The organism is Anaeromassilibacillus sp. SJQ-1, assembly GCF_046693725.1.
GTDB lineage: Bacteria > Bacillota > Clostridia > Oscillospirales > Acutalibacteraceae > Anaeromassilibacillus.
Map to the genome: position 1 here is coordinate 14,403 of NZ_JBKEIV010000012.1, position 14,163 is coordinate 28,565.

14 protein-coding genes, 1 tRNA gene and 3 pseudogenes are annotated in these 14,163 nt (G+C 59.1%); 6 read left to right on the forward strand and 12 right to left on the reverse strand.

Translation table 11 applies throughout. From position 1 onward, the window contains the following. Position 1: 1 nt before the first annotated feature. Together ACGCCZ_RS04280 and ACGCCZ_RS04285 are read right to left on the reverse strand one after the other, a co-directional pair. A complete protein-coding gene (locus tag ACGCCZ_RS04280; protein ID WP_411655372.1) occupies positions 2-619 on the reverse strand; it encodes a DnaD domain protein in 618 nt (205 codons plus the stop codon). Then, entirely contained in the window at positions 589-1,044 is a 456-nt protein-coding gene (locus tag ACGCCZ_RS04285) for a hypothetical protein (protein WP_411655373.1), read from the reverse strand. The genes ACGCCZ_RS04280 and ACGCCZ_RS04285 overlap by 31 nt, the downstream gene beginning before the upstream one ends. A 307-nt stretch (positions 1,045-1,351) precedes the next feature. On the opposite strand from ACGCCZ_RS04285, the gene ACGCCZ_RS04290 reads away from it, so the two are divergent. Continuing rightward, positions 1,352-1,427 (forward strand) — tRNA-Gly (locus ACGCCZ_RS04290). A gap of 37 nt (positions 1,428-1,464) precedes the next feature. On the opposite strand, the gene ACGCCZ_RS04295 is transcribed toward ACGCCZ_RS04290, so the two are convergent. Next, positions 1,465-2,127: a GNAT family N-acetyltransferase gene (locus ACGCCZ_RS04295; protein ID WP_411655374.1), complete on the reverse strand. Its 663-nt coding sequence runs from the start codon at positions 2,125-2,127 to the stop codon at positions 1,465-1,467. Positions 2,128-2,827: 700 nt separating this feature from the next. Here ACGCCZ_RS04295 and typA point away from each other — a divergent pair. From typA to ACGCCZ_RS04310, 3 genes and pseudogenes are all read left to right on the forward strand, one after another. Beyond that, positions 2,828-4,647, forward strand: a pseudogene (typA, locus tag ACGCCZ_RS04300) (translational GTPase TypA). 47 nt (positions 4,648-4,694) lie between these two features. Next, positions 4,695-5,663, forward strand: coding sequence for an exonuclease domain-containing protein (locus ACGCCZ_RS04305; protein ID WP_054324939.1), 969 nt, complete (start codon positions 4,695-4,697; stop codon positions 5,661-5,663). 527 nt (positions 5,664-6,190) lie between these two features. Then, a complete protein-coding gene (locus tag ACGCCZ_RS04310) occupies positions 6,191-6,487 on the forward strand; it encodes a hypothetical protein (protein WP_411655375.1) in 297 nt (98 codons plus the stop codon). Between the two features lie 40 nt (positions 6,488-6,527). On the opposite strand, the gene ACGCCZ_RS04315 is transcribed toward ACGCCZ_RS04310, so the two are convergent. From ACGCCZ_RS04315 to ACGCCZ_RS04355, 9 genes and pseudogenes are all read right to left on the reverse strand, one after another. Next, positions 6,528-8,324: an ABC transporter permease gene (locus tag ACGCCZ_RS04315; RefSeq protein ID WP_411655383.1), complete on the reverse strand. Its 1,797-nt coding sequence runs from the start codon at positions 8,322-8,324 to the stop codon at positions 6,528-6,530. After that, entirely contained in the window at positions 8,206-8,877 is a 672-nt protein-coding gene (locus ACGCCZ_RS04320) for an ABC transporter permease (RefSeq protein WP_411655376.1), read from the reverse strand. The genes ACGCCZ_RS04315 and ACGCCZ_RS04320 overlap by 119 nt, the downstream gene beginning before the upstream one ends. After that, entirely contained in the window at positions 8,874-9,077 is a 204-nt protein-coding gene (locus tag ACGCCZ_RS04325; protein WP_411655377.1) for a hypothetical protein, read from the reverse strand. The genes ACGCCZ_RS04320 and ACGCCZ_RS04325 overlap by 4 nt, the downstream gene beginning before the upstream one ends. 123 nt (positions 9,078-9,200) lie before the next feature. Continuing rightward, positions 9,201-9,468, reverse strand: a pseudogene (locus ACGCCZ_RS04330) (ABC transporter ATP-binding protein); the annotation flags it as partial. A 60-nt stretch (positions 9,469-9,528) separates the two neighbouring features. Further along, positions 9,529-9,795: pseudogene (locus ACGCCZ_RS04335) on the reverse strand (ATP-binding cassette domain-containing protein); the annotation flags it as partial. Between the two features lie 59 nt (positions 9,796-9,854). Further along, positions 9,855-10,538 carry an ABC transporter ATP-binding protein gene (locus tag ACGCCZ_RS04340; protein WP_085532649.1) on the reverse strand — a complete coding sequence of 228 codons (684 nt, stop codon included), beginning with the start codon at positions 10,536-10,538 and terminating at the stop codon, positions 9,855-9,857. An 82-nt stretch (positions 10,539-10,620) separates the two neighbouring features. Beyond that, entirely contained in the window at positions 10,621-10,959 is a 339-nt protein-coding gene (locus tag ACGCCZ_RS04345; RefSeq protein ID WP_411655384.1) for a sensor histidine kinase, read from the reverse strand. Then, positions 10,848-11,933 carry a sensor histidine kinase gene (locus tag ACGCCZ_RS04350; protein WP_411655378.1) on the reverse strand — a complete coding sequence of 362 codons (1,086 nt, stop codon included), beginning with the start codon at positions 11,931-11,933 and terminating at the stop codon, positions 10,848-10,850. Before ACGCCZ_RS04350 ends, ACGCCZ_RS04345 begins: the two co-directional genes overlap by 112 nt. Further along, positions 11,845-12,543, reverse strand: a complete 699-nt coding sequence (locus tag ACGCCZ_RS04355) for a response regulator transcription factor (protein WP_054325061.1) — start codon at positions 12,541-12,543, stop codon at positions 11,845-11,847. The genes ACGCCZ_RS04350 and ACGCCZ_RS04355 overlap by 89 nt, the downstream gene beginning before the upstream one ends. Positions 12,544-12,952: 409 nt before the next feature. Here ACGCCZ_RS04355 and ACGCCZ_RS04360 point away from each other — a divergent pair, with 409 nt between their 5' ends. Together ACGCCZ_RS04360 and ACGCCZ_RS04365 are read left to right on the forward strand one after the other, a co-directional pair. Further along, positions 12,953-13,417, forward strand: a complete 465-nt coding sequence (locus ACGCCZ_RS04360) for a hypothetical protein (protein ID WP_411655379.1) — start codon at positions 12,953-12,955, stop codon at positions 13,415-13,417. Positions 13,418-13,537: 120 nt separating this feature from the next. After that, the coding region (locus tag ACGCCZ_RS04365; RefSeq protein ID WP_411655380.1) for a hypothetical protein at positions 13,538-14,163 on the forward strand (626 nt) is incomplete at its 3' end.

Below are 14,163 nucleotides of genomic sequence, written 5' to 3' on the forward strand. Positions count from 1 at the left end.
ATCACTCCCCGTTAAAATGATCGAATGCGCCGGAGCGCTCAAATTCCTCGATGTTATAGGTGCTCTTCGCGGACGCTTCCTGCTTGCGCGCCGCCGCCTTGCGGAGTTTCTCCTCCTGCGCCTGTTGCAGTGTGGTGATTCCCTGCTCATGCCAGCGGGTGAGGATGCCGTTCATATAGCTCAGATTCAACTGGCCCTTTGTGTCCACACAGCGCTCGTACGCCTCGCGCAAAAGGATGGGCGTAAACCCCCAATCGTTGACCCATATCGCGGCGAGCGTCTCCTCCTTGGCGGTGGGCGAGCGGTGGGCGATGCCCAGGGTTTGTTCCACCACATGCCACGCCTTGGCGTTTTCTGCAATCCGGCGCAGTTTTTCCTCCGCCTTCTGGTGGCTGAATATCTCCTCCTCCGCCCAATCCATGCCGACTTTCTCAATATAACGGGTGCTCGTCTTGCCCGCGCTGGCCGCGTATTGCAGCAGCATCAGGATGACGTCCACCGGCAGCCCGAAATCGTCGTGCAGCATCAAAAGCGTGGCCGAACAGCCATTGCTCAGCAGACGTCCCAGAATACACTGGGCCTCCTGCATCATGTAAGCGATTTCCTCCGATTCCGCCATCCGCTTGGCAACAAACGCATTGTCCGGCTTCTGCGGGCGGGTGAGGATCGCCGCAGGCCGCGCTTTGGCAGGGACGGCGGCCGGAGGGTCCGGCACAGGGGCGGGGGAAGGCGTGGGGACGGCCAGACGGCTGGCCCTTCCACTGGGGCTGTCTGTGCGTTGGACGCCGCAGGTTTGAGCTCGACGCCGCTGGACGCCAAGAGCCCGGCTTCCTGTTGCCAGAAGAGCAGCGCCTCGCCGACCGCATCCTCGGAAAGCCCCAGCGCCTGTGCCGGTTCCTTTGCCTCAAAGCCGTGGTCCGCGTGGCGCAGGACCCACAGCAACACCTTTAACTGGTTGGGGCTGGCAATCTTTATGTATTGATCTACAACGGCGCACGGCACAGCAAAGACCGCGTTCCATACGCCCAGGTTGAGTAAGTACAAATTCGTCCCTCCATTTGTCTTTGGGAATATCCGGCCAAAGACGGCGGCTGACGGCAACACAGACAACGTCCGGCCGCTGCCGGCGCCGCGAAGCCGTAGAGCGCAAAACGCCGTGGAATCCCATGGAATGCTTTTATTATAGCATGTCCGATGTCAAATGGGAAACCCCCACAAGAGAAGGAAAGGACGGAATCCCGCCGGAATGCGGGGCAAAACGCGCCCGGAAAAATTTTGAAAAAAAGTGTTGACAAATGGGGAAGGCTATCGTATAATAATTCACGCACCGAGCAAAACGGCTGCAAGACATGCGAACGTAGCTCATCTGGTAGAGCGCCACCTTGCCAAGGTGGAGGTAGCGAGTTCGAGCCTCGTCGTTCGCTCCATGTAGGCTCCTCACATTGTGGGGAGCCGTTTTTTTGTTTACAGTTCGGAAGGGCTTGCGGTGGGCGAGGCTTTGGAGGCGCAGGGCTTTCCCAAGGTTTTGCTATACAACAGGCATTTCAATGGCACCTGTTTTTGGCCCATTTCCATGCAAATATCCTTTTCCCCGACACGCGTAAAACCGCGGTGCTCATAGAATGGATAGGTACAGGCGTCGTCGGTATGAAGAAAAAGGGTTTTGCCATTCTCCCGGCGTTCCAACTCAGAGAGCAGAAGGCTTCCAATCCCTTTGCCCTTGACCGCTGGATTTGCGGCGAGAAAGACAATTTCTCCGTCGGGCCGGTGGGAAGCCAGATAGGAGGAGAGAAGCTGCTGGGTAGCCGACGCATAGGTTCCCGCGCTGTCCTGATAAAAGGTATTCTGCACAAATTCGAACAGCTTCACATAGAGGGTCTTCCAGAGGGAACGGTATTTTTTAGGCTCTCCTTCCAGTTCTGCAAGCAGAACCCCTGCGAGTTCTTCTCCGGCATATGCGGCGATGACCTGGGTGGCGCGAGAGAGTTCCAGATACCAGAAATACCGGCCGTAGAGCTGCAAAAGAAACGGGTTGTCCAGATACCACTCAAAGTGCATCCCTGTGATGGCGAATTGGATTGCTTTGGAAAAATCGCGCTTTCGCAGCGCTTTGATTTGAATGTCCATGATTTTTTCTCCTTTGCTGTAAATGGTGGGGACAGGGGAATGTATGCCTCGTCGGACGGGAACATATACCAGTATTCTACCACAGGAAGGCAAGCGGCGGCGATTTTTTTGGCAGTCAACCGGGCGGTTTGAGGCCGGCGCAGGTTTCGGGGCTGGCTTCCAAGGAATGCGGCCTGTGAAAATTTGCCGGGATCACCTCCGTTTGTTTCCATACGGTTTCTAGCTTGTCCAACAGAGAGCCTTTTGGGTTCTTTTTCGAAGGTTAATTTCTGGATAAAGGCGAGGACTTCATACAGGCGGGAACTTCGCAGGAGCGAGGGGGTTCGGCTGGAAAAAGCAAGAGGAGGCAAAAGACTTGCCGCCTGTGGCGAAAGAAAGCGGGCCTTCGCAGAAACGAGGGCTTCGACTGGAAGCAGCAAGAGGAGGCAAAAGATTTGCCGCCTGTGGCGAAAGAAAGCGGGGCCTTCGCAGAAGCGAGGGGCCTGCGGCTGGAAGAAGCAAGAGGAGGCAACGAGATTTGCCGCCTTTGTGGAAGGAACCTTATAAAACTTGCAGAATATAAAGAGGATGGGCATCCGTGCAAATGTCTGGAAAAGTGTGGCCGTCCGTGCAGAAAATTTTATGACAAAATCCATACCACTGTTGCGTGGATTATGCTATAATATAAACGTTTGTGAATTTTAAAGAAGAGGGATCATATATGGATGTAAGAAATGACCTGAGAAATATCGCCATCATCGCCCACGTCGACCACGGAAAAACAACCCTGGTGGACCAGCTTCTCAAACAGAGCGGCATCTTCCGCGCTAACCAGGAGGTCGCGGAGCGCGTGATGGACTCCAACGACCTGGAACGGGAACGCGGTATCACCATCCTGTCCAAGAATACAGCGGTCATCTATCAGGATACAAAGATCAACATCGTCGACACGCCTGGACACGCCGACTTTGGTGGCGAGGTGGAACGCATCCTCATGATGGTGGACGGCGTTCTGCTGCTGGTGGACGCCTTTGAAGGCTGCATGCCCCAGACGCGCTTTGTGCTCAAAAAGGCGTTGGGCCTCGGCAAAAAGCCCGTTGTGGTTGTAAATAAGATCGACCGCCCCGGCGCACGCCCCGCCGAGGTGGTGGACGAAGTGCTGGATCTCTTTATCGAGCTGGGGGCAAACGACGACCAGCTGGAGTTCCCGGTGGTGTACGCTTCCGGCCGCGACGGCTATGCTACGCTCGACCCGGCGGTGCCTGGAAAGGACATGAAGCCGCTGTTTGATATGATCCTTCGGGAAGTCCCCGCGCCTACAGGCGACCTGACCGGTCCGACACAGGTGCTTTTCTCCAACGTGGATTACGACGACTATGTGGGCCGCATCGGCATCGGCCGCGTGGAGCGCGGCGAGGTACACGACGGCGAGAATGTCGTGCTCTGCCACCGCGACGGTACGACGAAGAACGTCCGCGTGGTGAAACTCTATCAGTTCGAAGGGCTCAAGCGCGTCGAGGTGGAAAGCGCAAAGCTCGGCGACATTGTGGCGGTTTCCGGGATCACCGACTTGAACATCGGCGAAACCATCTGTTCCCCCGACTGTATTGAGCCGTTGCCCTTTGTCAAGATCGACGAACCCACGGTTTCCATGATCTTTATGGTCAACAACAGCCCGTTTGCAGGACGTGAGGGAAAATACGTCACCTCCCGCAACCTGCGCGACCGCCTCTTTAAAGAGGTCGAGACCAACGTCGCTATGCGCGTGGAGGAGACCGACACCACCGAGGCGTTCAAGGTCAGCGGCCGCGGAGAGCTGCACCTCTCGATTCTGATCGAGCAGATGCGCCGCCAGGGCTATGAGTTCCAGGTGTCCAGCCCGCAGGTCATCTACAAGGAGATCGACGGCAAGCGCTGCGAACCCATCGAACTCCTGATGATCGAGGTGCCGGACAGTTACGTCGGCGCCGTCATGGAGAAGCTCGGTTCCCGCAAGGCCGAAATCGTCAATATGGGCACCCGCGACACCGGCGTCACCCACTTGGAGTTTAAAATTCCAGCGCGCGGCCTGATGGGCTATCGCCAGGAATTCCTCAGCGATACCAATGGAAACGGCATCATGAACAACGTGTTCGATTCCTATGAGCCGTACAAGGGCGACTTGCAGAGCCGCCAGCAGGGTTCCCTGATCGCGCATGAGACCGGCGAGACCACCGGCTACGGCCTTTGGCAGGCGCAGGACCGCGGCCGGATGTTTGTCGGCCCCGGCCTGGAGGTCTACGAGGGAATGGTCGTCGGCGTCAGTCCCAAGAGCGAGGACATTGTGGTGAACGTCTGCAAGAAAAACACGTCACCAACACCCGCGCCTCCGGCTCGGACGAGGCGCTTAAGCTCGTCCCGCCCAGCATCCTCAGCCTTGAGCAGTGCCTCGAGTTTATTAAAAACGACGAGCTCGTCGAAGTGACGCCCAAGAGCATCCGCATGCGCAAAAAAATCCTCGACAAGGAAACCCGCATGAAGATGGCTAGCCGGAACAAATAATCCCGCGCAAATCCCCGCTTAGAGGACTTGGAGGTACGGCCGATCCTATGAATTTTGTAATACTCGACCTGGAATGGAATGGCACCTACAGCCGCCGCATCAAGAGCTTCATCAACGAGATCATCGAGTTCGGCGCGGTCAAGGTGGACGAACAACTGCATATCATCGACACCTTTGAGGCGTTGGTCCGTCCGCAGGTGGGGAAGAAGATCAGCGGCAAGATCCGCACGCTCACAAGCATCACCAACGAGGAACTCGCCGGAGGCCTGCAATATATGCAGGTCATCAGCCGGTTTAAAAAATGGATGGGCGACGCGATCCTCATGACCTGGGGAACGTCCGACATCCTCGCCTTGATCGAAAATTGCCGCTACTTCTGCGGCAATGAGCGCATCCCGTTTTTGCAATACTACGTCAATTTACAGGCCTACTGCGAGGAAATGCTCCACTACGATAAAACCCAACAGATGGGGCTCTCCACTTCGGCACAACTCTTGGAGATCGATGAGGATGGTTTTGACCATCACCGCGCCTTGGGCGACAGCCTGCTCTCCCTGCGCTGCCTGCAAAAGCTCTACACCCCCGAAAGCCTTACGCCCTTTGTGCAGGAGGCCGATGCGGAGTTTTACCGGCGCATCCAGTTTAAGACCGTCGTGATCTGCGACCTGTCCAACCCGTTGATTAAGCGCAGCGATATGCTCTTCAACTGCGACGTGTGCGGGCGGCGTGCACACCGCGTGAGTGAGTGGCAGCTCAAAAACAAGAGCTACCGCGCGGAATTTCTCTGCCGCCATTGCCAGCACCGGTTCTTCGGCCGGGTGCAGTTTAAGCTCAAGTATGAAGGATTGATCGTGAAAAAGTACATCCTTCCCTTCCGCGAAAAACCCAAGGATGAGCGCCCGAAAGATGCGCTTCCCTCAGATTCGCCGGCGCAACCGCACGCTCCGGCAAAGCCTTCCGCGAAAGGGACGCCGGAGGACGATTCGCCGGTCGGGAGTGGAAATCCGAAAGGTTGAGAAAATCGCCCGAAAGGCAGCATACAGCGATAGAGAACCCCCTCAAGGGATGAACGGAGACGTTCATTCTTTGAGGGGGTTGTTTTTTGTTGGGATTGTGTGACTTTCCTTCGGCTTGGCGCGGGGAAGGTGGGCCCGGTGGGGAAAAGCGGCTTTGCAGGGGATTGCACATCGCCGGGAAAGGCGGGGGTTATCCAAAGTGTGGACAGGCTGGCAGAGAGCGGGGCGGCCGTCCGGAGACCAGGCGGGCTATTGTGTAAAATAAGCCTATCTGGGAAACAGGCAGGCAACCAGGTAAAACAGACCTATTCGGGCAACAGGTAGGCAATCGGGTGAAACAGGCATCCGGGCAACAGGCGAACGACCACGTAAAGCAGGTTTATCCGGGAAATAGGCCTGTTCGGGCAGTAGGCGGACATTCGAGTGAAACAGGTCTATCCGCGCAAGCAAGTAAAACAGGACTATCCGAGCAACAGGAGGACAACCACGTAGAATAAGCCCGTTCGAACAACAGGCAGGACATTCGATTGAATCGGGCATGCCCGGAAAGCGCAGGAGTTGGCGCGGGGAAGGTGGCCCGGTGGGGAGAGGCGGCTTTGCAGGGGATTGCACATCGCCGGGGAAAGCGGGGGTTATCCAAAGTGTGGAGTTGCCGGACTGAGGGCGGAATAAACCATGATCATTCCATAGAAATGTTGCCTGACGCGCAACATCGAGTATGGGTTAAGACGAAAGAAGCCATGCAGGGGAATGGGGACAGCCCCACAGCCTCTGCATGGCGTATGAAACGTCTGCTGTTTTGCCCGCCTATTATCCTATTATAATAAACGGAGTGGAATCGAACATCTGGGAAGGGGTTCGGGCCTACTCGGCATGGATGGTTTCGACGATGGACAGGCGGCGAATGCGCCGGGACGGCCCCCGGACCGCCAAGGCCGCGGACAACGCCACCAACAGCACGATCAGTACCAGCGACGCCCAGGGGACATACCAGGGAGTTCCCCAATTGGCCGTGACCGTGTGCTCATAGAGAAAGCGGTTCAATGGAATGCCCACCGCACACCCTACCAGGATACCGGCCCCCGCATAGGCTGCCGCTTCAGCGGCCACCATCCGCGTGAATTGCCGCATGCTCATCCCGATGGCGCGCATAGCTCCATACTGCCGTAGCCGCGCCGACACGCTCATCGAAATGCTGTTCACAATGTTGAACACCGAAATCAGGGCGATTACCGCCAGGAAACCATAGACAAACAGCGCGAAGGAAACATATGCGCCGATCGCCTCGCGGTTCCCGCGCCGCTGGTCGGAGAAGGTGACGCCGCTGCCCGCTTGATTGCGAATCGCCTGTACATCCGCGTCGGCCGCATCGCTGGTCAGCTGTAGATCGAGAATCGTATAGCCGTTCTGCCCGGTCAACGCGCGGAAGGTCTCCTCCGAGCAGATGAAAATCCGTACGCCCGGTTCACTTTGAAACGGACAATCGGACAGGACGCCCACAACGGGAAGCGTTTGCGTTCCGGTCCCAAAGTCCGCGGAGACGGTGCTGCCGGAGTGCGGCGCAATCCCCCCATCGTAGACCGCGAGGAGGCCGTTCCCATTCATGGCTTCGGCGACCGAACCCTCCAATAGAGAGCCCGCCGCCCAGCCGAACTGGTGTTCCTCGTAGGAGATCAGGTCCACCGTCCCCGCCTGCCCGTCGATTGCCGCCGGGACGCCGTAGGCGAACATCCGCCCATATACCCGCTTGACCACCGGGTTCTCCGCGAGCTGGCGCGCCCATTCGGATGGGATGGTGCACGTCCGGTCCGCGCTGACGATCGACAGGTCGGGCGAATACGGCCGGAGCGGCGTGAGGGAATGGTGCATGAAGTCCACAGCCATGGTGAACGCCAGAAACAGGATGATGCTGAATGCAAAGGAACCCGCCATCAGGAAAAAGCCCTTTTTGCCTGCGGTGGCGTGGCGAAAACCGAGCGCCGTTTCCACCCGGTACAAGCGCGTATTCGCTGCCCGCCGCACTGCCTGCACAGGGAGGGCATTCCCGGAGAGCGCACACAGGGGGGAGACCTTCGACGCGCGGCGCGCGGGCGCTTGCGCCGCAAGCAGGACGGTCGCCAGGCCGATCACTACCCCGCAGGCAATGCCGATGCCGCTGATCCCGAAGGAAGGCATCCCCGCAAAATAGGTGGGGCTGAGCTTCACCAGCAGCGCGCAGAGCGCCCAGACGAGCGCCGTACCCGCTGCAAGCCCCAGTGGGACCGCCGTCTTACACCAGTTCAACGCCTCCAGCCGGACAAAGCGGATCACCTGCTTGCGCGTCGCCCCCAGACACCGCAGCAGCCCAAAGAACGAGGTCCTCTGCGCGATGTTGCTGTTCAGGCTGCTGGCGATCATCAGCACGCCTGCCGCCGCCACCAACAGGGCCAACACCGCCGCCGTCAGATACAATTGCAGCATCAGGGGGTCGTCGCTCTGGCCCATCAGCCCCAACAGTTTCCCATAGGGAAGGGCCTGTTCGTCGTGCAGGTGCAGCTCTGTTTTAATATCCTCTGTCACCTGCAAAATGCGGCACAGCGGCGAAAACTGCACGTAATAGACCGAATCGGCGTCCTGCGCCGCAGTATCGGAAAAATAGGCGCGAAATGCCTCTATGTTCATAATCATGCCGAGCGCATCCTGCCGATCCAGCATGGCGGTGTTGGACACAAAGCCCGTGACCGTCAGGTCGAGATCCCTCCCGTCCGGGGTGTGCAACTGGACGGCGTCGCCGCACCTGTATCCCCAGGCGCGTCCGGGCCCCCTGGGTCAGCAGGACGCCGTCGCCTTCGGCGGGGAAAGCGCCTTCCTCCAGCCGGGCAGAGGGGAAAATCTCCCACCATGCCGCATCGACGCCGGCGATTGCCGTCTCAATTCCGGACAAGGTATATCCTTCATTGCTGTCGTAATTCAACACGCCGTACCAGGACGACGCCTCCACCTCCGGCCGTGCGGCAATCTTTGCCGCTTGCTCATCTGTGATGTCCCGGAACGCAATCTGCCAATTGCCGCCGTCTAAAATCGCCTGCTGCCGCTGCGACCGCAATTCCATATCCGCCATTCCGAAGATCGCTGTCACGAGGAACACGGCCAGAAAGATGCAGAGCCGTGTCATCCGGCTCTGCTTGCGCCGCCGCCGGGCCAAAATAGGGATGAGGCTTAAATATCGTTTCATTCCTGCACCCCTCCCAAATCGCAAAGCGTTCCGTCCGTGACGCGCAGGACCCGGTCCACCGAGGACGTCAGGTGCACGTTGTGGGGAATCGTCCGCACGGTCTGCCGGCAATGGCGCGAAGCCTGATACAGCAGGTCGATCACATCGCGGCTGTTTTTGGAGTCCAGGTTCCCCGCCGGCTCACCGGCAAGGACCAGCATGGGTTTGGCGACGAGCGCACGCCCGATGGCTGCACGCGGGTTGCTGCCCGCCCGAAAGCGGACTGGACTGGCAGCACGGGACCAAAGATCGAGGGGCGCGCGGGGAACGTTGTTCCTTGTATATCATTCCTGCACCCCTCCCAAATCGCAAAGCGTTCCCGTCTGTGACGCGCAGGACCCGGTCCACCGAGGACGTCAGGTGCACGTTGTGGGTAATCATCAGAACGGTCTGCCGGTAGTGGCGCGAAGCCTGATACAACAGGTCGATCGCATCGCGGCTGTTTTTGGAGTCCAGGTTCCCCGTCGGCTCACCGGCAAGGACCAGCATGGGCTTGGTGATGAGCGCACGCCCGATGGCCACGCGCGGTTGCTGCCCGCCCGAAAGCGGACTGGACCTGGCAGCACGGGACCAAGGATCGGGGGACGAGCGGGGAACGTTGTTCCTTGTATATCATTCCTGCACCCCTCCCAAATCGCAAAGTATCCCGTCCGTGACGCGCAGGACCCGGTCCACCGAGGACGTCAGGTGCACGTTGTGGGTAATCATCAGAACGGTCTGCCGGTAGCGGCGCGAAGCCTGATACAGCAGGTCGATCACATCGCGGCTGTTTTTGGAGTCCAGGTTCCCCGTCGGCTCATCGGCAAGGACCAGCATGGGTTTGGTGATCAGCGCACGCCCGATGGCCACGCGCGGTTGCTGCCCGCCCGAAAGCGGACTGGACTGGCAGCACGGGACCAAAGATCGGGGGACGAGCGGGGAACGTTGTTCCTTGTATATCATTCCTGCACCCCTCCCAAATCGCAAAGCGTTCCGTCCGTGACGCGCAGGACCCGGTCCACCGAGGACGTCAGGTGCACGTTGTGGGTAATCATCAGAACGGTCTGCCGGTAGTGGCGCGAAGCCTGATACAACAGGTCGATCACATCGCGGCTGTTTTTGGAGTCCAGGTTCCCCGTCGGCTCATCGGCAAGGACCAGCATGGGCTTGGTGATCAGCGCACGCCCGATGGCCACGCGCTGTTGCTGCCCGCCCGAAAGCTGGCTGGGCAGGTGATGGCGGCGGTCCATCAGGCCCAACACCCACAAAAGCTCCTCCACGCGCGTTGCATCCGGCCGCCGGCCGTCCAGCAGGAGCGGAAAGACGATGTTTTGCTCCACGGTCAACTCCTCCACCAGCTGGAAGGACTGGAAGATAAATCCGATATTCTGCCGCCGGAACACCGTCCGCTGGCTCTCTTTCATCGCAAACAAGTCCCGCCCATCCAGGTAGACGTGCCCGGAGGACGGCTCCTCCAAACCGCCAATACAGTGCAGCAGCGTGCTCTTTCCAGAGCCGGATTCCCCGACGACTGCCGTGAACTCGCCCTTCTCCATTGTGAAGGAGACGTCCTTCAGCGCGTCCACCTTGGCTTCACCTCTGCCGTATACCTTACAGAGGTGTTCCACTCGCAATACTTCCATTTTTGGGTTACCTCCTTTATTCGACCGAAATTCGATCGTCTTCAGGATACCACGCGCACCTTACGCCCCGGTGAACGCCAGCTTACAGTTTTGTCAGGAAGGACAGGGTGAAAGCAGTCCCGCGGCCGGGGGCGCTCTCCACCGTCAGGATACCGCCCTGCCCCTCCACGATCGATTTCGCCAGGGGCAGACCCAACCCCACCCCCTCCTGCGAGCTGCCGCCCCTGCCGCGGTAGAACCGCTTGAAAATATGGGGAAGTTCCTCCGGAGGAATACCGCACCCGTTGTCCGACACAACCAGGCGAAGCATCAGCGGCGAACGCTGCCACGACAGGCAGACCTCGCCCCCGGCCTCCGTATGGTCCAGCGCATTTTTGACCAGGTTGCCGACGGCTTCGCTGGTCCAAGCCAGGTCGCACAGGACCGGCTCCTCCGGCAAGCCCTCCAACGGATGCGCTTGCCCTCCCGCTGTGCGCGCGTCGTGAGTTCCTCCGTCGCGCGGAGCAACACCTCCCCCATGGAATAAAGCTCCTTTTCAAAGGGGATGCTTCCCGCATCCAGGCGCATCACCTTCAGCAAGGTCCCGATCAGGTCCTCCATGCGGCGAAGCGCCTGCGCCGCCTTCTCGGAAAATTGTCGCACCGTTTCGGCGTTTTCCGGCTCTTCCAGCACAATCTCATTGTACATATGGAGCGCTGCCAACGGCGTCTTGAGCTGGTGGGAGATGTCCGAAAGCGCATCCTTGAGGAATTCTTTGGCACGGCGCTCCGCTTCGCCCTTCGATTCCAGCGCCATGGCCAATTCATCCACGGACGCGAGCAGGTGGAAAACGCCCCCGTCCGGCCGCGCGGGAACCGGTTGTGAAAATCCCCGCGTGTGAACCGCTCCACGGCTGCGCCTGCGCGCTGAAAAAGGCGGTCCAGCCTCGTCAGAAAGAGCAGGGAACCGCCCAACAGCGACAGCGCCAACAACAGCGATCCCCCCACGGCCATGGGCAGGGTCCGGGCGGCCGCCTCCCGGACCGCGGGAAAAAAGAGGGCCCCGGTCTGTTCCGTCCAGCCGGCCTCCCGCAAAAGGGCCGCGCCCTGCTCCGTCTCCTGCGCCTGCTTCAGCGCCCGGACAATGGCAACCGGGGGGACGTCCTCCTCCAGCAGGGACGATGCGAACGCCCGGTCGTGGGCGAGAAGCACCTCCTGTTCCGCCCGGACCCAGGCCGTCCCGCAAAATATCCCGAATCCGGTCAACAGCGCCAGAAATCCCAACAGAAATCCGAAATACCGGCGCAAGACCGCCTCTTGCAAAAAACTCATTCGCCCGCCTCCTTCCACTGATACCCCAATCCGCGGATGGTCCGCAGGTATTCCGGATGGGATGGGTCGCGCTCCAGCTTGCCACGCAGACGCCGCATGTACACCGAAAGGGTGTTGTCGTCCACAAAGTTCCCATTCCCGTCCCAAAGCGCGTCCAGCAACGCCCGGCGAGTTACAATCCGGTTTGCGTTCCGCACCAGGATGCACAAAAGCCGGTATTCCATCCCGGTCAGCTCCAACGGCCGTCCTTCCAGCGCCGCCTTGCTTCCCAACAGGTCGATTTGCAGCGGCCCGCTCCGCAGTACGGAGGGTTCCTCCTGCCGCGGCATCCCCGCCCGCCGCAGCAAAGCCCGGATGCGTGAACACAGCTCCCCGAGTTTGAAGGGCTTGGTCAGATAGTCGTCCCCGCCGCAGTCCAGCCCGCGGATGATGCTGGTCTCCTCGTCCGCCGCGGTCAAAAACAGGATCGGCGCCGTGCCGCCCGCCCGCCGTACCTGCTCGCACACCGCAAAGCCTGTGCCGTCCGGCAGGGTTACATCCAAAAGCAACAGCCCGTACGGCGGTTTTTCCGCCAGCAGGCGGTTCGCCTCCGCCACCGTCCGGGCGGCGTCCACCTCGTATCCATTTTTCCGCAGCACATATTGCAGGCCGTCGAGCAGAGCGCTGTCGTCTTCCAACAGGAGCAACCTGTCCATAAAATCCCCTCCTTGCGTCTATTCTCTCCGATTGTACCACACTTTTCGTGCGTTGGGCGATTCGCTTACAAAAGTGTAAGGATACGGCCCGCAGGCGGAGAGGAGCTTCCGGGGCGAACGGCCGCCTGTGCGTTCGATGAAAGAAATTTTAAGAAAATTTGTTCGAACCCCTTGCGTTTACAGAACAAATGTACTATGATAGATATGTCATCTAAAGATGCTGATTGCATTTATGTAAAAAAACGGGGTCGTGCCCCGGCGCAGGTCCGGCCGGTTTGCACGGACCGGCCTGCAAAAAGGAGGGACGTTGGATGAAGCAGCCGCAGAAAAACCGCCACACCCGGCAAGGGGGCGCCGGGCCGCCCCGCTGCCGCCTGTTTACAGATTTCTTTTGAAAAGGCGGTGCATTGTGTCGAGAATCAGCAAAAATGTCGCAGAGTATTTCCCGCATTTCGCTGCGGACAGCCGGACCAAAAGTATCTTGGAAAGCCGCTTCGGAAACGACGGCTATGCCTTTTGGTTTAAGCTGCTGGAACTGCTCTGTAAAACGGATGGGCACAGCTATGACTGCCGGAATGCGCTGGATTGGGAATACCTGCTCGGCTATACCAGGGTTTCTGCGGAGACCGCCGGGCAGATTCTGGATTTGCTCGCCGGGATGGGGAAGATCGACCAGCCCCTTTGGGCGGATGGACAGACGATCTGGTGTCAGGCGCTGGTGGAAAACTTGCGCCCGTCTACGAAAAACGGCGGAGATTGCCGCCCGAAAAACCGCTTCTGGGGAGGGAATCCCCGGGCCGGGCGGATTATTTCCCGAAAAGAAGCCTGGGAAGGATTTTTCTCCCCAAGCTGTGCCGGAAAAGCGACAAAGTAGAGGAAAGAAAAGTAGAGGGAGAAGAGCAAAGAAGAATCCCCCTGTAGTCCCCCGGCAGGGGACGGCGGGAGGTTTTCATCCGATGGAAAGGGGGAAAAGGCCGGAACGAAGGGTGAAGAAGTGCAAGAATCGCAAGAGGCGTTTCGCACGAGTGGAAAGGTTGGAACGCAGGACGAAGGGGCGCAAGAAGTGCTTCGGATAAATGGAAAGGCCGAAACACAGGACGAAGGGGCGCAAGGAACGCAAGAGATACTTTGGACGAGCGGAAAGGACGGAACACGGGGCGAAGAGATGCAAGAATCGCAAGAGGCGCTTCGGACTGGTGGGAAGGCTGGAATGCAGAGCGAAGGGGTGCAAAAATCGCAAGAGGTACTTTGGACGAGTGGGAAAGCTGGAATGCAGGACGAAGGGGCGCAAGGAGCGCAAGAGGCGCTTCGGACTGGTGGGAAGGCTGGAACACGGGGCGAAGAAGTGCAAGAATCGCAAGAAGTGCTTCGGACGAGTGGAAAGGCTGGAACGCAAGGCGAAGAAGTGCAAGGAGCGCAAGAGGTGCTTCGGACTGGTGGGAAAGCTGGAACGCAGAGCGAAGGAGTGCAAGAGGCGCAAGAGGTACTTCGGACAAGTGGGAAGGCTGGAACGCAGAGCGAAGGAGTGCAAGAGGCGCAAGAGGTACTTCGGACTGGTGGGAAGGCTGGAATGCAGGGTGAAGGAGTGCAAGAGGCACAAGAGGTACTTCGGACGGGCGG